This is a genomic window from Micromonospora sp. NPDC048986, assembly GCF_040649335.1.
Lineage (GTDB): Bacteria > Actinomycetota > Actinomycetes > Mycobacteriales > Micromonosporaceae > Micromonospora > Micromonospora alfalfae.
In genome coordinates, this window is the sequence record NZ_JBEZFJ010000011.1 from 212,890 (window position 1) to 237,236 (window position 24,347).

19 protein-coding genes are annotated in these 24,347 nt (G+C 72.0%); 8 read left to right on the forward strand and 11 right to left on the reverse strand.

Annotated features, from left to right (window positions below):
- Positions 1-12: 12 nt before the first annotated feature.
- Positions 13-759 (forward strand): alpha/beta fold hydrolase, encoded by a 747-nt coding sequence (locus AB0B94_RS22945; RefSeq protein WP_357283523.1) that lies wholly within the window; start codon positions 13-15, stop codon positions 757-759.
- A gap of 4 nt (positions 760-763) precedes the next feature.
- Here the strand turns inward: AB0B94_RS22945 and AB0B94_RS22950 are convergent, their stop codons facing one another.
- From AB0B94_RS22950 to AB0B94_RS22965, 4 genes are all read right to left on the reverse strand, one after another.
- Positions 764-2,434 carry a CDP-glycerol glycerophosphotransferase family protein gene (locus tag AB0B94_RS22950; RefSeq protein ID WP_357283526.1) on the reverse strand — a complete coding sequence of 557 codons (1,671 nt, stop codon included), beginning with the start codon at positions 2,432-2,434 and terminating at the stop codon, positions 764-766.
- A 33-nt stretch (positions 2,435-2,467) separates the two neighbouring features.
- The gene (locus tag AB0B94_RS22955) at positions 2,468-3,985 is read right to left on the reverse strand and encodes a bifunctional cytidylyltransferase/SDR family oxidoreductase (protein ID WP_357283530.1); all 1,518 of its coding nucleotides are present in this window, start codon (positions 3,983-3,985) and stop codon (positions 2,468-2,470) included.
- A 146-nt stretch (positions 3,986-4,131) separates the two neighbouring features.
- Complete coding sequence (locus tag AB0B94_RS22960) at positions 4,132-4,908, reverse strand: ABC transporter ATP-binding protein (protein ID WP_091402180.1); 777 nt, start codon at positions 4,906-4,908, stop codon at positions 4,132-4,134.
- Positions 4,909-4,942: 34 nt separating this feature from the next.
- Positions 4,943-5,836 (reverse strand): ABC transporter permease, encoded by an 894-nt coding sequence (locus AB0B94_RS22965; protein WP_091401422.1) that lies wholly within the window; start codon positions 5,834-5,836, stop codon positions 4,943-4,945.
- Positions 5,837-6,016: 180 nt separating this feature from the next.
- Here AB0B94_RS22965 and AB0B94_RS22970 point away from each other — a divergent pair, with 180 nt between their 5' ends.
- The 3 genes from AB0B94_RS22970 to AB0B94_RS22980 all read left to right on the forward strand — a co-directional run bounded on the left by AB0B94_RS22970 (position 6,017) and on the right by AB0B94_RS22980 (position 10,999).
- The gene (locus AB0B94_RS22970) at positions 6,017-6,655 is read left to right on the forward strand and encodes a TetR/AcrR family transcriptional regulator (RefSeq protein ID WP_357283536.1); all 639 of its coding nucleotides are present in this window, start codon (positions 6,017-6,019) and stop codon (positions 6,653-6,655) included.
- 110 nt (positions 6,656-6,765) lie between these two features.
- On the forward strand, positions 6,766-8,886 hold the full coding sequence (locus AB0B94_RS22975) for a DUF6077 domain-containing protein (RefSeq protein ID WP_357283539.1): 2,121 nt from the start codon (positions 6,766-6,768) through the stop codon (positions 8,884-8,886).
- A 355-nt stretch (positions 8,887-9,241) separates the two neighbouring features.
- Positions 9,242-10,999 carry a CDP-glycerol glycerophosphotransferase family protein gene (locus AB0B94_RS22980; RefSeq protein WP_357283544.1) on the forward strand — a complete coding sequence of 586 codons (1,758 nt, stop codon included), beginning with the start codon at positions 9,242-9,244 and terminating at the stop codon, positions 10,997-10,999.
- A gap of 105 nt (positions 11,000-11,104) precedes the next feature.
- On the opposite strand, the gene AB0B94_RS22985 is transcribed toward AB0B94_RS22980, so the two are convergent.
- Positions 11,105-11,443 carry a DUF952 domain-containing protein gene (locus AB0B94_RS22985; RefSeq protein ID WP_357283547.1) on the reverse strand — a complete coding sequence of 113 codons (339 nt, stop codon included), beginning with the start codon at positions 11,441-11,443 and terminating at the stop codon, positions 11,105-11,107.
- Between the two features lie 113 nt (positions 11,444-11,556).
- Between AB0B94_RS22985 and AB0B94_RS22990 the strand changes: the two genes are divergently transcribed.
- From AB0B94_RS22990 to AB0B94_RS23000, 3 genes are all read left to right on the forward strand, one after another.
- Positions 11,557-11,868 (forward strand): hypothetical protein, encoded by a 312-nt coding sequence (locus tag AB0B94_RS22990; RefSeq protein WP_357283551.1) that lies wholly within the window; start codon positions 11,557-11,559, stop codon positions 11,866-11,868.
- 97 nt (positions 11,869-11,965) lie between these two features.
- Complete coding sequence (locus tag AB0B94_RS22995; RefSeq protein WP_091401433.1) at positions 11,966-12,622, forward strand: response regulator transcription factor; 657 nt, start codon at positions 11,966-11,968, stop codon at positions 12,620-12,622.
- 9 nt (positions 12,623-12,631) lie between these two features.
- Complete coding sequence (locus AB0B94_RS23000; RefSeq protein ID WP_357283555.1) at positions 12,632-14,062, forward strand: HAMP domain-containing sensor histidine kinase; 1,431 nt, start codon at positions 12,632-12,634, stop codon at positions 14,060-14,062.
- A gap of 10 nt (positions 14,063-14,072) precedes the next feature.
- Here the strand turns inward: AB0B94_RS23000 and AB0B94_RS23005 are convergent, their stop codons facing one another.
- From AB0B94_RS23005 to AB0B94_RS23020, 4 genes are all read right to left on the reverse strand, one after another.
- Positions 14,073-15,029 (reverse strand): TAXI family TRAP transporter solute-binding subunit, encoded by a 957-nt coding sequence (locus AB0B94_RS23005; protein ID WP_357283559.1) that lies wholly within the window; start codon positions 15,027-15,029, stop codon positions 14,073-14,075.
- A 64-nt stretch (positions 15,030-15,093) separates the two neighbouring features.
- Entirely contained in the window at positions 15,094-15,846 is a 753-nt protein-coding gene (locus AB0B94_RS23010; protein WP_357283563.1) for a hypothetical protein, read from the reverse strand.
- Between the two features lie 105 nt (positions 15,847-15,951).
- Positions 15,952-16,749, reverse strand: a complete 798-nt coding sequence (gene yaaA / locus AB0B94_RS23015) for a peroxide stress protein YaaA (protein ID WP_238669357.1) — start codon at positions 16,747-16,749, stop codon at positions 15,952-15,954.
- A gap of 65 nt (positions 16,750-16,814) precedes the next feature.
- Positions 16,815-18,470 carry a hypothetical protein gene (locus tag AB0B94_RS23020; RefSeq protein WP_357283568.1) on the reverse strand — a complete coding sequence of 552 codons (1,656 nt, stop codon included), beginning with the start codon at positions 18,468-18,470 and terminating at the stop codon, positions 16,815-16,817.
- A 174-nt stretch (positions 18,471-18,644) separates the two neighbouring features.
- On the opposite strand from AB0B94_RS23020, the gene AB0B94_RS23025 reads away from it, so the two are divergent.
- Complete coding sequence (locus tag AB0B94_RS23025; protein ID WP_238669359.1) at positions 18,645-19,685, forward strand: phosphatase domain-containing protein; 1,041 nt, start codon at positions 18,645-18,647, stop codon at positions 19,683-19,685.
- 13 nt (positions 19,686-19,698) lie between these two features.
- Here AB0B94_RS23025 and glgB read toward each other — a convergent pair whose 3' ends face one another.
- Together glgB and AB0B94_RS23035 are read right to left on the reverse strand one after the other, a co-directional pair.
- The gene (gene glgB / locus AB0B94_RS23030; RefSeq protein WP_357283573.1) at positions 19,699-21,801 is read right to left on the reverse strand and encodes a 1,4-alpha-glucan branching protein GlgB; all 2,103 of its coding nucleotides are present in this window, start codon (positions 21,799-21,801) and stop codon (positions 19,699-19,701) included.
- The gene (locus AB0B94_RS23035; protein WP_357283576.1) at positions 21,789-23,969 is read right to left on the reverse strand and encodes a maltotransferase domain-containing protein; all 2,181 of its coding nucleotides are present in this window, start codon (positions 23,967-23,969) and stop codon (positions 21,789-21,791) included. Before AB0B94_RS23035 ends, glgB begins: the two co-directional genes overlap by 13 nt.
- Between the last annotated feature and the right edge of the window lie 378 nt (positions 23,970-24,347).

Genomic DNA, 24,347 nt, shown 5'->3' on the forward strand with positions numbered 1-24,347 from the left:
GACACTGCGGCCGTGGTGGAGAAGACGGGTGGTCACGCCGGCCGCGGGCCGGTCCTGCTGCTGCTGCACGGCATGGGAGCGACAGGGGACGTGTGGTTGCCCTGGGCACCGTACCTTGAGCGGCACTGGCCCGGGCGGTGGCTGGCACCGGACCTCGCCGGCCACGGCTGGGCGTCGCCGCTGCAGTCGTACTCCTTCGCGGGCTTCGCCCAGCAGATCGCGCAGGCCCTCGCCCCCGACGACCGGCTGGTCGTGCTCGGGCACTCGCTGGGTGGGGTGGTCGGCCTGGCGCTGGCCGCCCGCGCCGCCGGAACGCCGGTGGACGCGGTGGTCGGGCTGGGCATCAAGGCACAGTGGACAGCCGCCGAGCTGACCCGCGCGGCCGAGGTCGCCGCCCGTCCGGTGAGCTGGTTCGCCAGCCGCGCCGAGGCGGCTCGCCGCTACCTGCGGGTCTCCGGGCTGGCCGGCCTGGTCTCCCCGGACCACCCGGTGGTGGACGCCGGGCTGCGTCAGGTCGACGGCCGGTGGCGCCTCGCCATGGACCCGAGCGCGTTCGCCGTGGGCGAGCCCGACCTGGCCGGGCTGCTGGCGGCGACCGACGTGCCGGTGGTGCTGGCGCGCGGGGAGAACGATCCGATGGTCACCGACGAACAGCTCAAGGAGTACGGCGTGCCGGTCGCCACGCTGCCCGGTCTCGGCCACAACGCGCACGTGGAGGACCCGGCGGCGGTGCTGGCGCTGCTCGACCCGTACCGCTGAGCGGCTACGTCGGTGTGGACGCGGCCAGTGTCTCAGCCGGTGCCAGCTCCCGGCGGGCGGCGGTCAGGAACGCCTCGGCGTACGACTCGGCCGGGAAGTCGCCCAGGTAGCGGCGGCGGGTGGCCCAGCGGGCCTCGGCCAGCGGGTCGGTGTCCAGCAGTGCGGTCAGCACCTCGTCCACGTTGGACATGTCCCGACGCAACACGTAACCCGACCCGGCCAGCGGGAACCGCTGCACGAACCGGTCGCCCTCGTCGCCCATGTCGGTGACCGCGTACGGCTTGCCGGAGTAGAGGAAGTCCGAGATCACGCCGGACACGTCGGAGACCAGCGCGTCGGCGGAGTTGACGCACTCGGTCAGGCTCAGCTCCCGAGCCGACGCGCCGACCACGTGCTGGCGGCCGGTGCGGGCCCGGTCGGCGACGAGCAGCTCGGTCAGGCGGCCCAGTTGGCGGGCCGACGCCGGGTTCTGCGTGGTGTACGGGTGGGCTCGCAGGATCACCGTCGCGCCGCGCTCCAACAGTCGACGCAGCAGGCTTTCGGCCACCGGCAGCGAGCAGTAGTCGGCGTCGGCGTTGTGCCCGGTCCAGGTCGGCGTGTAGAGCACAGTCGGGTGCGCCAACCCTCTTGCGGGCTCCGGGCGTACGTCGATCGACTCGACCTGTGGGCGACCCACCACCACGAACTTGTCCGCCGGGATCTGCACTCCGGCGCGGGCGTACCTGTCGATCGCCGCCTGCCCGGCCACGAAGATCCGGTCGAAGATCCCCGACACCGGGTTGGCGCTCGGCGCCTTGTCGCTGTCGCCGTGGTGCAGCTGGATGTGGGTGAGCTGGGTGAAGCGGACACAGTGGCTGTTCTTCGCACCGTGGTTGACGTAGAACGCCGCCCGCAGGGTCGGCACCAACGCCTCGTCCAGCGCCCCCAGGGTGGGGCAGTAGACCACTGGCGCGTCGGTGGCCGCCGCGATCGGGGCCAGGAACTCCGGCTCACGCAGCACGACCAGGAACGGCCGGCCGATCCGTTGCAGGTACGGCAGCCACATGGTGACCTGGTATTCCGAGCCGGGAGGCGCGGAGAAGTAGAGCAGGAATTCGGGCTGGTGCCGGCGCAGCGCGGCGGCCACGGACCCGCCCCCGGACCGTGGACGGAACCGTCGCCGGGCCAGGTCCAGAGCGACCGCACCGGCGCCCGCGCCGACCAGCAGGCTGGCGGCCAGCGCCACACCGGCCGGCAGGGCGAGCGCGGCGGCGAGCGCCACGGCGGCGAGCAGCCCGAGCAGGGCTGTGCCGAGCCGGTCGGCGATCAGTGGCGTCCAGGCGCGTACCGGAAGGTTGGCCGCCCGGATCTCCAGAGCACCGGCGGTGCGCAGCGGCCCCACCAGCAGCACCAGCCCCAGCAGGACCAGCCCGGTGGCGACAAGCGCGAGGTCGAGCCCGTCGTCCAGTCGCCGGGAGTAACCGACCATGATCGCCCCGGCGATCAACCCGGTCTCCGCCACCAGGTCGGCGCTGGGCCGGATCCGCTGCTCGGCGGCCGAGGCGGCCAGCGCGGCGACCGCCAACGCCAGCCCCCAGCCGGTGGCGCCGGTCAGCGCCAGCACGACAAAGGCCAGCACTGCCAACCCGGTGGTCAGGCACCGGGCGGCCAGCTTTCGGACCAGGTCGCCGCGCATGTCGCTCCGTTCGTGGTTCCGCAGCCGTCGACGTCAGTTGGTGGACGTCGCGCCGGCCGGTGCCTCGACCCGATCCGACCCCGACTGCGTCGGCACGCTCGGCGTGGGCCCGTCGCCGGGCGCCCGGCGTACGTCGATCACCTGACCGGTCAGGTCGGAGATCAGCACGTCCAGCGACGACTGGGCGACGGCCTCCGCGGCGAGCAGGGTGTGCTCCGGCTCCTCGCCGAAGGCCCGCGTCCGCATCGGGGTGGCGGTGCGCTCCGGGTTGATGCAGTTGACGCGGACGCCCACGTCGGCCCACTCGTCGGCGAGCGCCTGGGTGAGGTTGACCAGGGCGGCCTTGGTGGCCGAGTAGAGCGCGTAGCGGGCCCGGCCCCGGGTGTAGGAGCTGGAGGTGTAGAGCAGCAACTGGCCCTTGGTCTGCTGGAGGTACGGAAGGGCCTGGCGGGCGATGGTCACCGGGCCGACGAAGTTGACCTGGAGCAGTCGGTCCATGGTCTCCTCGTCCATCTCGGCGAGGGCGCCCTTCTCCAGGATGCCGGCGGTGACCACCACGTGGTCGATCCGGCCGGTGGCCTCGAAGGCGGTCGTCAGCGCGGCCTCGACGTCCTCGGCCCGCTCCACGTGGGTGCCCGTGCTGGAACGGCTGAACGGGAAGACCTGGGCGCCGTAGCGCCGGGCCAGCTCGGTCAACTCGTGGCCGATGCCGTAGCTGCCGCCGAACACCACGATGGTCCGGCCGGTCAGCTCCTCGCTGTAGCTGCGGTGGTCGGTGAGTCGGGGCGCCTGCGCGGCGGCGAGTTGGAAGAGCTTGTCCGCCAGGTGCACGTCGACCGGGTGGGTGACCTTGATGTTCTCGTCCGAACCGTCGATCACCTTGATCGGGGTGCCGGGCAGGTAGCGCAGCACCACGCCACAGTCGTCGGTGGCGGCGAAGTCCCTGTCGTCCTCGGCGATCTGGTACGCCGCCCGGATCGTGGGGGAGCGGAACGCCTGCGGGGTCTGACCACGGCGCAGCCGGGAGCGCACCGGGATGTCGGTGATGCAGTCGTTCTCGTCGACCTGGATGATCGTGTCCGCGGAGGGGATGGCCACGTCCACCGCGTCGTAGCTCCAGAGCGCGTTGACGCACTCGCGCACGATCCGGCCGCTGAGCAGCGGGCGCACCGCGTCGTGGAAGAGGATGTTGCAATCTTCCGGGCCGACAGCGTCCAGCGCGATCCGGGTGGTGGCGTTGCGGGTGTCACCACCCTCGATCACCTTGGTGACCTTGCGCAGGCCGGCCTTCTCGACGATCTGCTGGGCGTCCTCGACGTGGCCGGTGGCCATCAGCACGATGATCTCGTCGATCTCCGGTGCCGCCTCGAAGACCGCCAGGGTGTGCTCGATGATCGGCTTACCGGCGATCTTCAGCAGCTGCTTCGGGATGCCGAGGCCCAGTCGGGTCCCGGTGCCGCCGGCCAGAACCACCGCCACTGTCCGTGCGGGCCGCCAGGGCGTCGGGGTCTCCGCTTCGGCGTCCGGGCCAGGGGTCTGGTCCTGCGTCATTGCCGGATCCTCACTCTCAGGGATGCGTTAACGGAAGGTTCCGCCCGAGCGGCGACGGAATGAACCTTAACGCGCGGACCGCGTCGCCCCAACGCGGGCGACGCGGTCCTCGGGTGCCATGTCGGCGCTGAACGTTCGGCGGAACTCTACTTGCTGTTCGCGTACGCCTCGTACGCCCGGATGACCTCGTCGGTGGGGCCATCCATCCGGATGACGCCCGATTCCAGCCAGATCGTCCGTTCGCAGGTGTCCCGTACGGAGGAGAGCTGGTGGCTGACCAGGAACACCGTCCCCGCGCCCTCCCGAAGCTCCCGCACCCGCTGCTCGCTGCGCTTACGGAAGCCCTTGTCGCCGGTGGCGAGCGCCTCGTCGATGAGCAGCACGTCGTGCTTCTTGGCGGCGGCGATGGAGAACCGCAGCCGGGCCGCCATGCCCGACGAGTACGTCCGCATCGGCAGGCTGGCGAAGTCACCCCGCTCGTTGATCCCGGAGAAGTCGATGATCCCCGCGGCCTGTCTGGCAACGTCGTCGGGGTGCATGCCCATGGCCAGGCACCCGAGGACGACGTTGCGCTCGCCGGAGAGGTCGTTGAGCAGGGCGGCGTTGACGCCCAGCAGCGACGGCTGCCCCTGGGTGTGGATGGCGCCCCGGTTCACCGGCAGCAGACCGGCGATGGCCCGCAGGATTGTCGACTTGCCGGAGCCGTTGCTGCCGATCAGCCCGATCGCCTCACCCCGGTACGCGGTGAAGGAGATGCCCTTGACCGCGTGCACCTCCCGGACGTTCGGCGCATGGGTGCGCTTGACCAGCCGGCGCAGCGCTGCCACCGGCGTGGTGCCACCGGCGGCGCCCTGGTGCACCCGGTAGATGATGTGCGCGTCGTCCACGACCACCGTCGGGATGCGCTCCTGGGTTCGGGTCATCGTCGCGCTCGCCTCGGTGGGAGCGTCGAAGTGATCAACCACGGCCGTACTCCTGTTCGCCGCGCCAGAAGTAGATGAAACCGCCGATGCCGGCGACCAGCGCCCAACCGGCGCCGACCAGCCAGAGCTGGGTCAGCGACTCGTTGAGCAGCGGCGCCTCCTCGAGCAGCGCGTACCGCGCCAGCTCGATGTAGACCAGCAGCGGGTTGTACTGCACCAGTGTCGTCGCCCAGCCGGGCAGCCGGTCGAAGAGGCTGACGCTGTAGAGGACGCCGGAGCCGTACATCCAGGTCCGCATGATGAACGGCATTACCTGCTTCAGGTCGCTCGACTTGGCGCCCAGTCGGGCCACCAGCAGCACCACGCCGGCGTTGAACACCGCCTGCAGCAGCAGCGCCGGCACCAGCAGCAGCCACTCCCAGGTGAGCGGCTCGCCGGTGACCAGCACGATGCCGACCAGCACCACCATCGAGGCCAGCAGTTGCTGGAACTGGGTGATCGTGGTGGACAGCGGCAGGCTGGCCCGGGGGAAGTGCAGCGCGCGGATCAGCCCGAGGTTGCTGCTGATCGACTGGGTGCCGGCCAGGACCGCGCTCTGGGTGAAGTTGAAGATGAACAACCCGGTGGTCAGGTAGGCGATGAAGTTCGGGATGCTGTTCTGTGCGAGCACCACCCCGAAGATCAGGTAGTAGACCGCCGCGTTGGTCAGCGGGGTGAGCACCTGCCAGAGCTGACCCAGCTTGGCGTTGCTGTACGAGGCGACGAGCTTGGCGTTGGCGTACGCGGCGATGAAGTGCCGGTAGGCCCAGAGTCGGCGGCTGTACTCGACGAGGCTGGGTCGCTCACCGGCGACCCGTAGCCCGTGCCGAGCGGCCAGCTGCGCCTGGGTCAGGCCCGTGTCGGGGTCGACCAGCGCGGTGGTGGCCATGGAAATGGCGCTCCGATCTTTCGTGCAGACGGGGGTTGCTCGCGACGATCGAATCCTAGTGGGAAATTTGCGCGGGGCGCCGCCTCGTCGCTGCGAGGACAGTAGTCCGAAACACGTCGGGACGCAACCGTACCGTCGTTGCGCTACGCTGTCCGGCGTGACCTGCGATAAGAGCCCTCGATGACCACCGAAAAGAGGCGGGTGCCGGCCGGTGCCGCGGTGCTGCGTGACGAGATCACCACGGCGATCCGCCGGGCGCTGATGCAGGAGCTCGCCGCGGTCGGCTACGGCCGGCTCTCCATCGAGGCGGTGGCCCGGCGGGCCGGCGTCAGCAAGACGGCGATCTACCGACGGTGGAGCTCGAAGCTGGACCTCGTGCTGGAGGTCGTCGCCGCCGCGGCACACGGCAAGCTCCCCGCACTGGACACCGGCACGTTGCGCGGTGACCTCGCGCTGCTGTTCCAGGCGGTGGCGCACGCGCTGCGCCACCCACTGGCGTCGCAGATCATTCCGGATCTTCTGGCCGAGGCGGCGCGCAACCCCAGCATCGACGCGACACTGCGTCAGGTGCTGCGCGCCCGGCAGCAGGAGATCGGCGGTCACCTGGTCACCCGGGCCGTGCAGCGTGGCGAACTGCCCGCCGAAACGGAGCTGGACGCCGCCGTCGACCTCATCGTGGGGCCGCTCTACTGGCGGCTCGCCATCGCCCGTCTCCCACTCACCGACGGCTACCTCGACAATCTTGTCGAATCAGTGGCGGCCGGGCTGGGCGCCGACAGCGCGCTGCCCCGTCCACGGGCGGCACCGGTCTCCGGCTGAGCACGCCCGCGACACCCCACCACACGGAAAATGGTTCGGCTACCGGTCTCCGCTACGCTGCCCCATTGACACCCGGCCGTAACCGTGCCGAAGCCCGCCCTGCTCCCCAGATGAGAAGGACACCCGTGGCCAACGTCGACAGCATCGCCGTCGCGCCCACCGGTTCGGACCCGGCACCGAGGTCCGACCAGGCTCCCCAGCCCTCCAACGGCACCGGCCGGACCCCGACGGCCCGGGTCCGCGCGCTGGTCGCGGCGGCCCCGGTGCTGCTCACCGACGGCGCCGTGGTGGCGTTCGCGCTCTGGACCGTTCTCTACCACCTGGCCTTCCTGTTCGGCCTGGCGCCGTCGGCGACGTTCCTGATCTGGGCCGGCGGCTGCCTGGTGGTGCTCGCGGGTTGGCTGTGGCGCCGCCGCCGGGGCCGTGCGGCTTCCGCCGCTGGTGGTCCTGCTGATCAGGAGGTCGTCGAGGGCGCCGCCCCGACGTATCCGCGTCCGCTGTTCGCAGTGGTGCTCGGCGCGGGCACGGTCGCCGCGGTCACGGCAGGGCTGACCACCGTCAACGACGGCGTCGGGGAGGCAATCCCCTGGTGGATCCCGGGTGGCTTCGGCGCTGTCGCCGCGGCGGGGGCCATGTTCCTCGTCCGACGTCGCTGGCTCGCCACCCCGGCCGGCGACGCCCCGGCGGCCGCCGCGACCCCGCTCTCGTCGGCGTACGCGGTGATCGTTGCCGTCCTGGCCGCGATCTCGGGGCTCTTCTTCGCCCGCAACTCCGTCGACGACGCCTTCTTCCTCGGTAAGTCGGTCTGGGTGGCCGAACGCGACGAGGTGCCGCTGCGGGATTTCCTGTTCACCGACGGCGTCGCACCGGCGATGAACTCCCAGCCGCCTGTGCCCTCGATCGAGGTCTTCTACGGCGCCTTTGCCCACGTCTTCCACCTGCACGCCGCCTCCGCCACGTGGTACATCGTGACGCCGGTCATGTCTGTCCTGGCGGTGCTCGCCCTGTGGCGGCTGGTGCAGCGCTGGGCGCCGCGCCGCGCCGTGCTCGCCTTCAGCGTCGCTGTGGCCTACCTCTACCTGGTCGCCGGCGAGGACGCTGCCCTCGGCACCTTCCACCTGACCAGGCTGCACCAGGGCAAGACCATGTTCGTGGCGGCGGTCGTTCCGCTGATGTGGGTCTACCTGACCGAGTGGTTCGACTCGCGCTCCCGCCGAGGGCTGATCCTCATCGCGGCGCTCTCCATCGTGGCCACCGGCCTCTCCACCACCTCCGCCATCGTCCTCCCGCTGCTGGTCGGCGGCGCGGTGTTCGCGATGATGCTGGTCGGCCGCTGGCGGGACGCGATCCTGGCCGGGGCGGCCGCGCTGGTCTACCCCCTCGGCGCGACGGTCTGGTCACGGCTCAACGCCGGCCCCATCACCGAGAACGCCGCCGCGGCCTTCTACGACGCTGAGGTCACCTACCGGCGGACCATCCTGTTCGGTGTGCTCGGCGTGATCGGTGGCCTGGCCCTGTGGCTCGGCCCCCTGGTCACCCGTCGGCGGACGCCCCAACTGCTCGTCGCGGGCAGCACATTGGCGATGAGTGTGCTGCTCTTCCCCGGTGTCCTCGAGACGCTCAACAGCCTGACCGGCATCGGCGTCGTGCTCTGGCGGATGCCGTGGATGTTCGCCCTCCCGGCGGTGATCGGCATCCTCTGCACCGTCGACCTGCCGCGCCTGCGGGCGTTCGGGAGCGCCGCGATCGCTGTGGCACTGGTCGCTGGCTTCGCCGTCCTCGGCACGCCCATGTGGTCGCCGAAGAGCTATGTGACGGTGCACGAACAGCCGGTCTGGAAGCTGCCCCAGCAGCGCAAGTTGATCGTCTTCTGGATGACGCGGCTCGACCGGCCCGACGGCGTGGTGCTGGCCCCGTCCACTCTCATGCACACCGCCCCGATGGTGACCAGCAGGATGCGGGTGGTCAGCCCCAACGACCGCTACCTGCCCGACTACGGCATCGACTCGCCGTTCGCCCAGGACCGGCTGAAGTTGGTGGCGCTCGCCAACGGCAAGCCGGAGCTCGCGCCGGTCCCTGAGCTGGCCGGCGCGATCGAGCGGCTCAATGTCACCACCATCTGCGTCTATTCCGGCAACCAGGTGGCCCGGGATCTGGCTCCGCAGCTGGGTTTCCAGCAGTTCGCCACGCGCAAGCGGCCGGGAGCGATGACCTGTTTCCGTCGCGGATGAGGCCTGGCACCCACCCCTCGCGCACAGCGCGTGGCGAGGCGCGCCGGACCGTACGGCTACCGAGTTTCTGACCGGAAAGGGCATTGATACCTGAGCGGCGTCCCGATGTCCCCTCGCGTTAAGGTCATAGGTGCACGAGCGGCACGCAGGGGATGTGGTCACCGCCGTGCGGGCTGTAATGCGGGAGTTCAGACATGGGTTGAGGCTGCCAGCTGTCGACAGCTGTCCAGTTCCGCAACAGTCACTCAAGGTGATGGCGGCGAACCGGGCGCGACGCCTCAGTTTGTCCTCGTCGGGTTATGCCGTGACGAATCCAGGCCCTGCCCGTAACCGATCTAGTAGGGAGCGAAATTCGTTGTTCGGCACGTTGACAGGACGCCTCGGGGTGGCCGCCCAGAGTGCGCTACTGGTACTGGCCTACCTGGTCATGCTCGTCGGTGGCGTATTCGGTTGGGTCGGCCTGTTCGCCGTCGCCGGGTTGGCCGCCATTCTCGGCGAGTTCGCCGTCGCCCGCTGGTCACCGCCATCGCACCTGCTGTTGGAGAAGGTGGGCCTGCACTGGTCGTACCGGCAACTGACCCGCGACCTCGCCGCCGTGTTGCTGGTCGTCGCCGAGGTACGCCTCAGCGGCGGCGAGCTGACCCTCCTGCTGGTGCTGCCGGCCGCGGTCTGGGTCGTGTCGGTCTTCGCGGGTGCGCTCTCCACCATGATCGAGCGTCGTAACCCGCTCTCCGCCATGGTGCGCAACATCGAGCTGGGTCCACTGTCCAGCGCCCCCCAGCCGCCCGCCTGGGCAGCGGCGGTCGCCGGTGACCGGATGCCCCTGCTCAACCTGCTGCTGGTGCCGGCCGGCGTGGCCGCCGCGGTGCAGCACGATCCGACGCCGTTCTTCGTGGCCGGCGCGGTGGCGGTCGTGGCGACCGGTCTGGTGGGCGCCATCATCGCGCTGACCTGGCTGCGGGGTCGGGGCGCCGGGCAGGGCCCGTTGCTGCCGGCGGTCCAGCGCTGGCTGGACAACTACCGGCCGGAGGTGGCGCTCTACTTCGCCGGCCCGGCCAAGGACGTCTACCAGGCGAACATGTGGCTCGCCCCGGCCGAGGCGCTCCAGCAGCGCGCGGTGGTGCTGATGCGCAGCCGGGAGGCGTTCCTGGAACTGGCCGACACCCGGCTGCCGGTGATCTGCGTACCGGCCGGCGTCGACTTCATGAACCTCGACCTCGGCGGCATCCGTGCGGCGCTCTACGCCGCGAACGTGGGCGCGAACATCCACATGCTCCGCGAGCCGGGTACGAAGCACGTCTTCGTCGGGCACGGCGACAGCGACAAGCAGGCCAGCGTCAACCCCTACAGCAAGGTGTACGACGAGGTCTGGGTCGCCGGCCTGGCCGGCCGGGAGCGCTACGCGCGGGCCGGCGTGGGAGTGCTCGACTCGGACATCGTCGAGATCGGTCGACCGCAGCTCGCCGGGGTGCACACCTTCGGCGCCGAGTCGGTGGACCGGCCGTTCACAGTGCTCTACGCGCCCACCTGGGAGGGTTGGCTCGACGACGACCCGTACCACACCTCGCTGGTGCTGATGGGTGAGCGGATCGTCAAGGGACTGCTGGCCACGAATCCCCGGGTCCGCCTGATCTACAAGCCGCACCCGCTCACCGGTTCGCGGTCCAGGGCGGCGAAGGCAGTGCACGACCGGGTCGTCACGGCGATCCGCGCGGCCGGCGGCAACCCGGACGCGTCCTCGCTGGACGGCACCGAGCACCTGGTGGTCACCGGCCGCACGCCGGCGCTGTTCGACTGCTTCAACCAGACCGACCTGCTGATCAGCGACGTGTCCAGTGTGGTGTCCGACTTCGTGCAGAGCCAGCGGCCGTACGTGGTGGCCAACCCGGCCGGCCTGTCCGAGGACGACTTCCGTCGCGAGTACCCGACGGCGCGGGCCGCGTACCTGCTCTCCAAGGACTGCGGCGAGCTGGAGAAGATCGTGTCGGTCACCCGGGCTGGTGACGACCCGATGACCGAGGCCCGCCGGGAGCTGAAGACCTACCTGCTCGGCCCCGCCGAGGCGAACCCGATGGACCGGTTCCAGCAGGAGATCGACCGGCTCTGCCACTGAGCCCCGTCGCTGCGGCACAGCGCCCGGCCCGACACTGTCGGGTCGGGCGCGTGCGTGTCAGCCGGTAGGGCGGCCACGGATCAGGCCAGCAGGGTGGCCACCGGGTCAGCCCAGCAGGGCGGCCACCGCGTCGGCGGCCGGAAGGCCCGCCGGCAACGCCCGCGCCGCCACCACCGCCGCGACCGGCAGCGGGCCGTACACGTGCGGGAAGAGTTGTCCGCCGCGCGACGGCTCCCACCGCAGCGCGTCGCCCAGTCGCTCCTCCTCGACGCTGAGCAGAGTCAACCCGGTCTCCCCGGTGAAGTGCCGCCGTGCCGTCTCGACCACCTGGTCGGCCCCGGAGAGATGGATGAACCCGTCCTGCCGGTCGACAGCGGAACCGGTGAAGGAACCGGCGGCGAGGGCGTCGTCCCATTCGGCGCTCGACAGCAGTTTGTAGATCACCACGGCAGCTTACGGTGCCGTGGTCGGCGCGCCCGCCCGGTTTTCGCCGGTACCGCCGCGCCCGTCGCCTCCCGCCGGGCATGCTCAGGTCAAGGGCCGCGGAGGGATGGGCGATGCAGAGCTACGACGATGACTGGACCGACAGCCAGCGCGCGCTGTACGACGAGTGCTACCAGGCCGGCGGCGAGTGGGCCGATGACCCGGACACGTCGTCCGACGACGTGCAGCACGTGATCAACCTGGCCGAGTCGGACGACGACGCCTTCCAGGATGCCGAGATCGACTATCCGGCCCTGGTCGACGCGGTCACCCAGGCCAGCGGGGTCAACGTCACCAGCGTGCCGGCCAGCCACGAGGACCCGGGCTTCCGCGGGTTCACCGACGGCGTCCGGGACGCCATCGCCGACGACACCTTCGGCCTCTAGCGTCCGCTAGCCCACCCAGCGCGGGTGGGCGGCCTCCCGGTCCGCGCTCACTTCTGCCACCATTCGCAGAACAGCGCTGCGAGGGACGGGGGCATGGGTGCGGATCCTGCTGGTGGAGGACGACCGCCGGGTGGCCGCTGCGCTGTCCTCCGCCCTCACCCGCCGGGGGTACGAGGTCGAGCACGCCGCCACCGTCGCCGCCGCGCTCTCCGCCGCCCCCTGTGACCTGGTGCTGCTCGACCTGACCCTGCCCGACGGGGACGGCACGGACCTGTGCCGGGAGCTGCGTCGGCGCAGCAGTCAGCTCGGCATCATCGCGGTGACCGCCCGGGGTGAGGAACGTGACCGGGTGCTGGGTCTGCGCCTGGGCGCGGACGACTACGTGGTCAAGCCGTTCTCGATGGTCGAGTTGCAGGCCCGGATCGAGGCGGTGTTGCGCCGCGCCGCGAACGCCGCGCCCGAGCGGCACCTCATCGAGGCCGGGCCGGTCCGCATCGACGTGGCCGCGCGGACGGTGACAGTCGACGGCCGTGCCGTCACGTTGACCCGCAAGGAGTTCGACGTGCTGCTCTCGCTGGCCCGCCAGCCCGGGGTGGCGGTGCCCCGCGATCGGATCCTGCTCGACGCCTGGGGCACCACCTGGGCCGACCGGCACACCGTCGAGGTGCACGTGGGGTCGCTGCGCGGCAAGCTCGGCGACGCCCGCCTGGTCGAGACCGTACGCGGCGTCGGCTACCGGCTGCGCGACGCGTGAGGAGCTGAGGTGCGCCGTCGCCTGGTGATCAGCTATCTGCTGCTGATGGTCCTCGTCCTCATCGCGTTGGAGACCCCACTGGCCGCCACCATGGCCAGCCGCGAGACCGAACGGGTCCGCGCCGACCGGCTCGCCGACGCGACCCGGTTCGCCTCGCTGGCCGGCCCGGCGTTGCGCGACGGCGGGCCCGGCCCGATCGAGTCGGAGCTGACCAGCTACGACGACCTGTACGCGATCACCGCCGCGATCGTCGACCGGGACCGGAACATCCCGGTCTCGTCGCCGAGGTGGCAGGCCAGCCCGGGGACCACGACGGTGCTGGACGTCGCGCTGTCCGGGCAGCAGACCAGCGCCCCCGAGTCGGTCTGGCCCTGGACGACCGACCCGGTGGTGGTGGCGGTACCGATCAACGACGGGGGTGAGGTGCTCGGAGCGGTGGTGATCGTGACCCCGGCCGACCCGATCCGCCGAGCCGTCGTCGCGTGGTGGCTGCTGCTCGCCCTGGCCGGCCTGCTCGCCGTGCTGGCCTGCGTGCTCACCGCGTTCGGGCTGGCCGGTTGGGTGCTGCGCCCGGTCACCGAACTGGACGCGGTCACCCACGAGATCGCTGAGGGCGACCGGGGCGCCCGGGTGCAGCACCGGTTGGGACCCCCGGAGCTGCGCCGCCTCGCGGCCAGCTTCAACCACATGGCCGACGTGGTCTCCGATGTGATGGACCGCCAGCGTGCCTTCGTCGCGCACGCCAGCCACCAACTGCGCAACCCGCTCACCGCGCTGCGGCTGCGGGTGGAGGAGTTGGGGCCCAGCCTCACCGACCCGGACGGCCGGTCCGAGCACCAGTTGGCCCTGGAGGAGACCGACCGGCTCGCGCTGGTGCTCGACGCGCTGCTGACCCTCGCCCGGGCCGAACGGGAGGAGAACGAGCGCGTCACAGTGGACGCCGCCGCGGTGGCCGCCTCCCGGGTGTCCGCGTGGGCGCCGCTGGCCCGGCACCGGTCGGTCGCGTTGCGGCTGGCCACGACCGACGCCCCGGCGTACGCGCAGACAGTGCCGACCGCCGTCGACCAGGCGCTGGACGCTCTCATCGACAACGCTGTGAAGTTCAGCGGGGCGGGCGGGACGGTGACGGTGACTGTGGCGCGCCGCGACGGCGGGGTGGCGCTGGAGGTCCGCGACTCCGGCCCCGGCATGACCGAGAGTCAGCTCGGCCAGGCGACCGAGCGGTTCTGGCGGGCCCCGGACGCGCAGAACGTGGAGGGAGCGGGGCTCGGCCTGACCATCGCCGCCGTGCTGGTGGACGCCTCGGACGGGCGGCTCACCATGCGCCCGGGGGAGTCGCGGGGGCTGATCGCCGCCCTGTGGTTCCCGACGCCGACAGTTGCGGTGGAGCCGGCGGAGGAGGAACCGGCCGCCGACCTGCGGCCCTCCCCGGCGCGGTGAGGGTCGGCCGTCACGGTTTGGTGGCGCGGTACCAGGACGCCGCGCCGGGGTGCAGCGTCAGCGGCGCGGTGACGATCGCCGAGCGGGGGCTCATCCGTCCCGCCGCCGGATGGGCGGCGGCCAGTTCGGCCCGGCGTTCCATCAGCAGCCGGGTCACCTCGCGGACCAACGGCTCCGGCAGGTCGGCCCGGACGATCAGGTAGTTCGGGTCGGCCACCGTGGTTACCGCGTCCACCCCGTACACCGAGCGGGGGATGTCCCGGGAGACGTAGACCTGGCCGTAGCGTGACCGCAGCGGCTCGGTCCACTCGCTGAGGTCCACGATCCGGATGGCGCTGGCGTCTGCCAACTCCTCGATGCCCCGCACCGGCAACCCGCCGGAGAAGAAGAACGCGTCGATCCGCCCGGAGCGCAGCGCCGCCACCGAGTCGTCCAGTCCGAGCCGTTCCCGGCGCACGTCGTCGCCACCGAGGCGGGCCACCTCCAGCAGCCGGGTCGCGGTGATCTCGGTGCCCGAGCCGGCCGCGCCGACGGAGACCCGCCGGCCGCGCAGGTCGGCGACAGCGCGGACCGGGCCGCCGCTCGTGGTGACCAAGTGCAGTTGGTCGTCGTACACCCGGGCGACGGCGTCGACAGTGGGACTTCCCGCCGTGCTGGCGGGCAGGACATCGGCCTGGGTGAAGCCCAGTTCGGCCCCGCCGGAGCCGACGAGTTGAACGTTCTCCGCCGAGGCGGCGGTGATCACCACGCTGGCCCGCACGTCGGGGAGTTCCCGGTTGAGGATCGCCGCCAGGGACTGCCCGAACGCGTAGTAGACAGCGGTGGGGCTACCGGTGGCGATCCGGATCGACGTCGGGTCGATCGGGGTGTCCCGGCAGCTGGCGATGGCCAGGTTCGCGATCAGCAGCACCGTCGACAGGGCGGCCAGGCCGGCGCGGCGTGACGAGGTACGACTCACGCGGTGCACTGTGCGCCGTCGGGCGGGTGCGCGCAAGCCCGGGTTCGCGATGCGCCGGACGGTCGGAACCCGATCAACAGGCCGCGCGAGCTGCCGGCGCCAGGCCCGCGCCCCGCGCCGACGCCGGGGGCACCCCGCGCGCCGTCGCCGTCCCGGGTTCCGCCATCGGACCGCGCGCCGGCTCCAACGCGGCGCTGCGCAGGATCCGTTGCCGGTCCGGGCCGTCGGCCACGCTGACCAGGAAGCAACCGGTGCCGGGGCGGAGCCGGGCCGGCACGTCGAGCACTGCCGCGCCCCGGATCAGCACGGCGGCCAGCTCCCGGTCGGTGAGCCGCACGCCGAGGATGTGCCGCCGGACGTGCCGTCCGGCGGCCAGCAACGCCGAGCGCCAGGCTGCCTCCGCCAGGCGGGTCACCAACCGTCGGCGGGCCGGTGAGGCGCCGGGCAGCGGCCCGCCGAGCAGCTCGCGTCGCCCCTGCCACCAGCCCGCGTCCAACATCCGGGTGTACGCGCCCTGGTGCTCCCGGGGCACCCACAGCCGGTGCAGCTCGTAGCGGCGACGCAGGCCGCCGACGGCCACCTCGTGGGTGACCGGGATGTCCAGCCGGTTGAGCAGTTGCCGCATCCGCTGCGCGGCGTCCTCCCGGTTGAACTCCACCCCGGCGGTGTGCTCGGCGCGTACCGCGTTGGGCCGGGCGGCGGTCGGTGGCGGTGTGCACCGCAGCAGGCAGGCGGCCTCGAACGCGTCGCCCAGCGTCAGCCAGCCCAGCGGGGATGGGGTGGTCGGGGTGTGGGGCCGGTCGAGCAGGGCGGGTTCGTGGGTCAACGGAGGCTCCCTTGTCGGAGTCTGGGTTGCCCTACCGTGGCCCCTGGCACGCCGTTACGGAACTCCTCCGGCCCAGCCTTGAGCAAATCTTGCGGCTGGGTGCCGCTAAAGGTCGGTGACCACCAGATCCACCTGGCGCACCCGGCCCGCGGCGGTGGCTTGCTCCAGCACTGTGTGCTTCAACTCCCGCAGGGTGCCCACCAGCTCCGCAGCGGTGCGCGGACGGGCGCCGGCGACGAGCAGGTCCCGGACCAGACGCCCCTTTGTCGCCTTGTTGAAGTGGCTGACCACGGAGCGGACCGGCACGCCGTCGACCTCCCGCTCGTGCAGAACCCGCACTGTGACAGTGCGCTCGGCCGCTTCACCGCGCGGCGTCCAGGTGGCCGCGTACGCGCCGGAGCGAAGGTCCAGCACCGGGCCGCGCCCCGCGGCGGCGTCCACCGCCGGCGTCAGCTCCCTGCGCCAGTACGTCGACAGCGCCCCGACGTCGGGCAGGCGGGCGCCGATCGGGCAGCGGTACGGCGGGATCCGGTCGGCCAGTCGGACCGCGCCCCACAACCCGGAGCTGATCAGGATCGACCGGCGGGCCGCCCGTTGCGCAGTGGGCGGCAACGAGGCCAGGTCCAACGCCTCGTAGAGCACCCCGGTGTAGAGCCGCTCGGCCGGCGCGGTGGCCGCCTCCCGCAGGCGGGCGTTGCGCCGCAGCTCGCCCCGCTGGCCCTCGCTGAGGCCGAGCGCCGCTCGCGCGGCCTCCTCGTCCGGCCCGGCGCACAGCGCCACCAGGGCGTCCAGAACCCGTTGGCGGGCCGGGTTCAGCTCGGGCAGCGAGAGCCGGTCCGGGGCCCAGCGCCGTCCGGTGCCGGCGTCGGCTTTCCCCTCCGAGGGCGGCAACAGGATGAGCATGGGTCTCCTCGACTGGCGCAGCGGCGGCGCCCCACGCGCCGGCCCGGCCAGCGTACGACCAGCCCCTACCGCCAGGGCCGCACCGGGGTGTCGGGGTGGTACACGCGATAGCCGCCGACCTCCCGCACCGGCGCGGCGTCGGCCCGGTCGGCGAGCAGCCTGCGCAACCGCCGGTCCATCGGCGAGTCGATCTCCACCACGTAGCCCGGCCGGTCGGCCCGCCCCACCTGCCGCCAGTACGGCCGGTAGCGGTTCTGCCCCGGCGACAGGTCACCGTCGAGCACCCCGCAGACCACCGACTCATCCGTGTTGAAGATCAACCGATTGCAGGTCCAGTAGTCCCCGTACACCTCGTGGGGTCCGTCGGCGCGCAGCGCGGCGGCCAACTCCCGGGCCTGGCGCTCCTCGGTCCGCGACGCCGCGGTGCCGGTGGCCGCGAACAGCACGGTGATCACCAGGGTGGTCACTGTCAGCGCGGCCAGGACGGCGGCGGACAGCGCGCCGGTGAACCGCCCCAGCACGCTGCTGGTGCCCCGCCAGGCGGTCAGCGCCGCCACCCAGAGCGGCCAGAGCACCGCCGGCAGCGACAGTTGCAGCACCGACAGGTAGCGGGCGTTGTCCAGCGGGCTGGTCGCGGCGAGCGGACTGCGCACGTACGACAGCAGTGTCAACGCCGCGCCGGCGATCAGCGCGAGCTGCACGACCGGCCCGACCCGCTCGCCGCGCAGCCCTCCGGCCCCGCGTCCGGCCCGCTCCCCGCGAGGTGCCCCGGCGGCGCGACGGTACGCGAGCACAGCGAGTGCGGCGCCGGCCAGCAGCACCACCGGGTACAGCACGCCGAACCACTGTTGCCAGCGTCCGCAGCCGTCCACCGGACAGAGCCCGTGCGCCAGCGGCACCCCCTCCAGCAGGCCGCCCCGGATCCGGTCGGACCACTGCGGTTGCGGCCCGGCCTTGGTGCTGACCTCCCGGAACACCGACAGCGAGTCCTCACCGGGCCCGGCCCGCAGGTTGTCGACGATCATCGGGGCCACACCGACGACCACCCCCGCCGCCAGCAGCAGACCGGACCATCCGAGCAGTTCCCGCCGTACCGCCCAGACCAGTGCCAACCCGGCCACCGCGAGGTACGGCAGGATCAGCCAGTCCGACCAGACGGCAAGTCCGACGAGCAGCCCGAACAGGCCGATCGCGAGCCGACGGCGGTGCACGGTGCCGGTCGCCAGTCCCACGGTGATCAGCAGCATCAGCAGCACCGCCGGCTTCACCTCCGGCCTCCCGCCGACGACGGTGAGCTGGTCGCGCACCACCCGCTCCGGTCCGAGCGCGAGCAGACCCACCACGAAGGCGGCGAACCACGGGGTGCCGAGTCGGCGGGTCAGCCGGTGGATCAGGTAGAGGAAGATCGCGTACAGCGCGAGCATCGGCAGGCGCAGCACCGGCCAGCTCGGCCCGGTCAGCGCCACCAGGGGAGCGGCCAGGTACGACTCCAACATCCCCATGTAGTGCTGGCCGTAGAGAAAGACCGGGTGTTCCCGGCCCTGCCCGATGTGCAGGGCCGCGAGGCCGAAGGTCGCCTCGTCGCTGTTCGACACCGGCACCGTGAACAGCGTCAGGACCAGCCGGTAGACGACACCGGCGAGCCCGAACAGCAGCGCGACGAGCGCTGGCCGATCGAGTCGCGGGCGCCATCGCCCACTGTGCTGCTCTGGATGCGACACGACCAGCGCCCCCGTCGTCGTCCCGACCGGAGTGTTTCACGTTCGGCCGGGTCGCCGAGGTGGATCGGCGCAGCCGGGGTGGGGCTGTACCGACTCCACGGCGGCCGGGCCGCGGCGGCGCGGCCGGGGTCGGCTCGCGTGGCCGTGGCTGTCGACGTGTGGCAGGGTTGGCGCGTGCCACCCACTCCCGCCGGCCAACTGGCCGTTCCGAACCTGCACCGGGCTGCGCGGATCGAGGACGCCGTGCACCAGCTCGTCGAGCGCCGGCTGCGGCGCACCGGCTGGCGGGTCAACATCGTCGCGTACACCGGCTACGGCGCGCCGGGTTGGGTGCGGGTGATGTGTCGGGTGCTGCTGGGCCGTCCGGACACCCGCCAACGGGGTCGGCTGGACAAGGTCCGTGGCTGGCGCAGCTTCACAACGCTGCCGAACAAGCACGTCACGGTGACCATCGAGGCCGGCGGGGTGCGGCACGAGACGCGGGCCGACCGCAGCGGCTTCGTCGACACGCTGGTCGAGGCGGACCTGCCGCCCGGTTGGGGCACGGTCCGGCTCAGTGTCCCGGACGCCGAGCCGGTCGACGCCCCGGTGCGCATCCTCGACCCGGAGGTCAAGTTCGGCATCATCTCCGACATCGACGACACGGTGATGGTGACCGCGCTGCCCCGGCCGCTGCTCGCCGCATGGAACACGTTCGTGCTCGACGAGCACGCCCGCAACGCGGTGCCCGGCATGGCGGTGCTCTACGAGCGGCTGGTCACCGCGCACCCCGGCGCACCGGTCTTCTACCTCTCCACCGGGGCCTGGAACGTCGCGCCCACGCTGACCCGCTTCCTGTCCCGGCACCTCTACCCGGCCGGGCCGCTGCTGCTCACCGACTGGGGCCCGACCGCCGACCGCTGGTTCCGCAGCGGCATGGAACACAAGCGGGTCACCCTCGCACGGTTGGCGAAGGAGTTCCCCGACGTGCGCTGGCTGCTCGTCGGCGACGACGGCCAGCACGACCAGGAGATCTACCGGGAGTTCGCCGCCGCCCACCCGGAGAACGTCGCCGGGGTGGCGATCCGCAGGCTCTCCCCGACCCAGTCGGTGCTGGCCGGCACCCTGCCCGCCCCAGCCGGCCGCCCGTCGTCGGGGCCGGTGGGGCAGAAGTGGCTGTCCGCCCCCGACGGCGCCGGCTTGTGGCAGTTGCTGCGCGACGCCGGCCTGGTCTGACGGTCCGGCCGCGTCAGCTTCGGCGCAGCCAGATCGCGCCCAGTGGCGGGACCTGGAGGGCCGCCGAGGCGACCATCCCGTGCCACGGCACGTCCTCGGCGCGTACCTCGCCGAGGTTGCCCACCCCGGAGCCGCCGTAGTGCTGCGCGTCGGTGTTGAGCACCTCCTGCCAGGTCCCGCCGGCCGGCAGGCCGATCCGGTAGTCGTGCAGCGGCTGGGCGGAGAAGTTCGCCACGCAGACCAGCGTCGAGCCGTCCGGGGCGATCCGGACGAACGACACGGTGTTGTTGGCGACGTCGTCGCCGGCGATCCAGCGGAACCCGGCCGGTTCGGTGTCCTGTGCCCAGAGCGCCGGGGTGTCCCGGTAGACCCGGTTGAGGTCACCGACGAGTCGTTGCACTCCGGCGCGGGCCGGGTCGTGCAGCAGGTACCAGTCGAGGCCGCGCTCCTCGCTCCACTCCCTGTCGTCGGCCAGTTCGGAGCCCATGAAGAGCAGTTGCTTGCCGGGGTGCGCCCACATGTACGCCAGCAGCGCCCGTACGTTCGCCAGCCGCTGCCAGGTGTCGCCGGGCATCTTGCCGGCCAGTGAGCCCTTGCCGTGCACCACCTCGTCGTGGCTGATCGGCAGCACGTAGTTCTCGCTCCAGGCGTACGCCAGGGAGAAGGTGAGCTGGTGGTGGTGGTGTTGGCGGTAGATCGGGTCCTTCGAGGTGTAGAGCAGGGTGTCGTGCATCCAGCCCATGTTCCACTTGAAGCCGAAGCCCAGCCCGCCGTCGGCGGTGGGGCGGGTGACCCCCGGCCAGGCGGTGGACTCCTCGGCGATCATGACGACGCCGGCGTGGTGCTTGTAGACGGTGGCGTTCACCTCCTGCATGAACGCGATGGCCTCCAGGTTCTCCCGGCCGCCGTACTTGTTCGGGGCCCACTCGCCATGGTTGCGGGAGTAGTCCAGGTAGAGCATCGAGGCGACAGCGTCGACCCGCAGCCCGTCGACGTGGAACTGGTCGCACCAGTAGAGCGCGTTGGCGACCAGGAAGTTGCGGACCTCGTTGCGGCCGAAGTCGAAGACGTACGTGCCCCAGTCGGGGTGCTCGCCGCGCCGCGGGTCGGGGTGCTCGTAGAGCGGGGTGCCGTCGAAGCGCGCGAGGGCCCACTCGTCCTTGGGGAAGTGCGCGGGCACCCAGTCCAGGAGTACGCCGATGCCGGCGGCGTGCAGTTGGTCGACGAGGTGGCGGAACTCGTCAGGGTCGCCGAACCGGGAGGTCGGCGCGTAGTAGCCGGTGACCTGGTAGCCCCAGGAACCGCCGAACGGGTGCTCCATCACCGGCAGGAACTCCACGTGCGTGAAGCCCAGCTCGGCGACGTACGCGGTGAGCTGTTCGGCCAGTTCGCGGTAGCCCAGGCCGGGCCGCCACGAACCGAGGTGCACCTCGTAGACGCTCATCGGCTCCTGGTGCGGCTGCCGTTCGGCCCGCCGGGCCAGCCAGTCCGCGTCGTTCCACCGGTACGTCGAGTGGTGCACCACCGAGGCGGTGGCCGGCGGCACCTCGGCGTACGCCGCGAGCGGGTCGGCCTTGTCTCGCCACTGCCCGTCGGCGCCCAGCACCCGGTACTTGTAGCGGGCCCCGACCCGGGCGTTGGGGACGAACAGCTCCCACACCCCGCTGGAGCCGAGCGACCGCATCGGCCAGCCGTCGTCGGGGCCCCAGCCGGTGAAGTCGCCGATCACCCGAACCCCACTGGCGTTGGGCGCCCAGACGCTGAACGCCACGCCCTCGTCGAAGACCCGGGCGCCGAGCGCTTCCCACAGCCGCTCGTGGCGGCCCTCGCGGATCAGGTGCAGGTCCAGTTCACCGAGGGTCGGCGGGTAGCGGTACGGGTCGTCGTGGGTGGTGCCGTCGACCTCCACCCGGTAGTCGAGCACCGTGCCGTCGACCTGCGCCTCGAAGACGCCCACGTCGTGCACCCGCTTCATGGGGTGCCGCTCGTCGCCGACGAGCAGCGCGACGTCGCCGGCGCCCCGGCGCATCGTGCGGATCGTCGTCGAGCCGTCGGCGGGGTGCGCGCCGAGCAGCGCGTGCGGGTCGTGCGTCGCGCCGGAGATCAGCTGGTCCATCGGTCGTCCTTCGGGGCGGGAGCGGTCGGCGCGGAACGGGACGAGCGGGCGGCAGCCGAACGGGCGGCGGTCAGCCGGGACGCCACGGTGGCCGGGGTCGTCGCGGCAGCGGTCGTCGCGGTCGGGGTCGTCGGCGCGGTGCCGCCGGAGAGGTCGTCCGGCACCTCGGCGACCGTGAGGTCGGCCGGCTCGGCGCCCGCCGGCTGCGGCGCGGTCGGCGGGGTCGGGCGACGCACTGTCAACACGTGCGCGGGTTGCAGGTACGGGTCGAGCCGTACCGCGTTGCGCTGACCCCAGTCGTAACTGGTGCCGGTCAGCTCGTCGTGCACAGTGAACCGTTCGTGCCAGTCGAAGCCCAGCGCCGGCATGTCGAGCGTGGTGTTGCCCCACTGCACGATGCGCGGGTCGAACGAGCAGATCACGATGACGGTGTTGCCGGTCTCCGGGTCGTGCTTGGACCAGCAGAGCAACGCCGGGTTGTCGATCTCGTGGAAGCGCAGGTTGCGAAGCTGGTGCAGGGCCGGGTTGTCCCGGCGTACCCGGTTGAGGGTGGTCAGGAACGGCGCCAGCGAGCGGCCCTGCGCCTCGGCGCCGGCCCAGTCCCGCGGTCGCAGCTCGTACTTCTCGTTGTCCAGGTACTCCTCGGCGCCCGGTCGGGCCACGTGCTCGAACAGCTCGTAGCCCGCGTAAAGGCCCCAGGAGGGGGAGAGCAGCGCGGCCAGCACCGCCCGGATCTTGAACATCGGCGGGCCGCCGTGCTGCAACGACTCGTGCAGGATGTCCGGGGTGTTCGGCCAGAAGTTCGGCCGCATGTAGTCGGCCGCCTCGATCAGCTCCTCGCAGTACGCCCGCATCTCGGCGGCCGTCGTGCGCCAGGTGAAATAGGTGTACGACTGGGTGAAGCCGATCTTGCCGAGGCCGTGCATGATGGCCGGCCGGGTGAACGCCTCGGCCAGGAACAGCACGTCCTCATCGACCGCCTTCACCTCCGCGATCAGCCAGTGCCAGAAGTCGAACGGCTTGGTGTGCGGGTTGTCCACCCGGAAGATCCGGATGCCCTCGCCGACCCAGTGCAGCACCACCCGCAGCACCTCGGCCCGGATGCCCTCCGGGTCGTTGTCGAAGTTGACCGGGTAGATGTCCTGGTACTTCTTCGGCGGGTTCTCCGCGTACGCGATGCTGCCGTCGGCCCGGGTGGTGAACCACTCCGGGTGCTCGGTGACCCACGGGTGGTCCGGTGCGCACTGCAACGCCAGGTCCATCGCCACTTCCAGGCCCTGTGCCGCCGCCGCCTGGATGAAGGCCCGGAAGTCCGCCGGCGTACCCAGGTCGGGGTGGATGGTGTCGTGGCCGCCCTCGGCGGCGCCGATCGCCCACGGCGAGCCCACGTCGGTCGGCCCGGCGCTCAGCGCGTTGTTCGGACCCTTGCGGTTGACCCGGCCGATCGGGTGGATCGGCGGCAGGTAGAGCACGTCGAAGCCCATCGCGGCCACCCCTGGCAGCCGCTCGGTGGCGGTCGCGAAGGTGCCGGACCGCCCGCCCTCCGCTCCTTCGGAGCGGGGGAAGAACTCGTACCAGGCCGAGTAGAGCGCCCGCTTGCGGTCAACCCAGATCGAGTACGTGTCACCGGCGGTGACCAGCTCCCGTACCGGGTGCTCCCAGAGCAGGTCGGCCAGGGCCAACGCCCTGTCGACCCGCTGCGCCAGCGGCAGGTCGGTGTCGACGAGAGCGGTGAGCGCGTCGGCGACCCGGGGCCGGTCGGCGCTCGGGACGAGCTCCCGGGCGGCGGCGAGCACCCGGGCGCCCTCGGCCAGGTCGTTGGCCAGGTCCTCCGGCCCCTGCCCGGCGGCGATCTTCTTGGTCACCGCGTTCTGCCAGGTCAGGTACGGGTCCTGGAACGCCTCGACGGAGAAGGTCCACGAGCCGACGGCGTCCGGTGCGATGGTGGCGTGCCAGCGGTCCTGGCCGGGCTCGCCGGGGCGCATCCGGGTGAACGGCCGGCTCGCGCCGTCCGGACCAGCCCACACCACGTTGCAGCCCAGCGCGTCGTGCCCCTCCCGGTAGGCGCGCGCCGACACCGGAACCGGTTCGTCGATCACCGCCTTGGCCGGGTATCGCCCGCACGAGACGACGGGGGAGACGTCTTCGATCGGGAACCGTCCAGTCACCCCGCCAACCTACTGCGCGAGATCCGTTCGCGCGCGGCCAAGCCGTCAAGATCCACACGGGTTCCCGGAATGGGCGGGTCCGCGGCCGTCCTGGTTCATGCCCGGACCGCCTGCGCGGCGGCGGCCCGGTGGCGGCCCGGTGGCGGCCCGGCGGCGGCCCGGCACGATTGGCTGGTGGCCGGTGAGGAATGGCGGTCGGACTCTCCCTGAACCAGGCTCGTTGCTCGCTTCGGCGGGTCGAGCCCTGGGGACGGACGTTGCGGTGAGCGTGATGACACAGAGGCATATTGATGACTCAGGGGCATCACGCTCGCCGTGGTGTTCCCTCGCGCGGAGATCACCCACCGTTCCGCACCGCCGCAACGCGCGGACGTGACG